A 487-nucleotide genomic window follows, 5' to 3' on the forward strand; every position below is an offset into this window, starting at 1 on the left:
GGCGGGCTGATGGTGTTGCCAGGGCACTCAGACTTCGGGTCTTTGTATAACGGAAGCTTATTCCTTGAGAATGAGCTCTACGAAGGCGGTATCCAGATCGTCTCCGATGTCCTTGTATTTCTCCTTTTCGGCGACAAGTTCGTCTTCAAGCCTATCGACCTCCTTTTGCAGTTTCTGCACGGAACGCTCGGCGAACTCGGCACGTGCTTCAGCCTCCTTCAGACGGGTGGTGAGGGTTTTGATCTGATTTTTGTACTCCTCTTCGCGTTGGTTGGCCTTCTCCTCTGAGACTTCCAGAGATTTCAGGTTGTTACCAACGACACGGAGCTCCTCCTCAAGCTCAACGATTTTGGATTCGCCGGACTCGGCACGCTCCTCGGCGCGCTCCAAGTCAGCCTCAACCATGGCCAGCTTACGAGCAACCTCATCGTATTTCTTGTCGGCCTCCTCAGCGAGGAACCTGGCTTCCTTCAGCTGATTTTCGAGG

Annotated in this window: 1 protein-coding gene; it reads right to left on the minus strand. The window is 53.8% G+C overall.

Annotation, left to right across the window (positions count from 1 at the left end; all coding sequences use genetic code 11):
- Positions 1–57: 57 nt before the first annotated feature.
- A partial coding sequence (locus tag F0L46_RS27710) for a tropomyosin (protein ID WP_149822404.1) occupies positions 58–487 on the minus strand: 430 nt, incomplete at its 5' end.

Source organism: Salinarimonas soli, assembly GCF_008386575.1.
GTDB classification, from domain to species: Bacteria; Pseudomonadota; Alphaproteobacteria; order Rhizobiales; family Beijerinckiaceae; genus Salinarimonas_A; species Salinarimonas_A soli.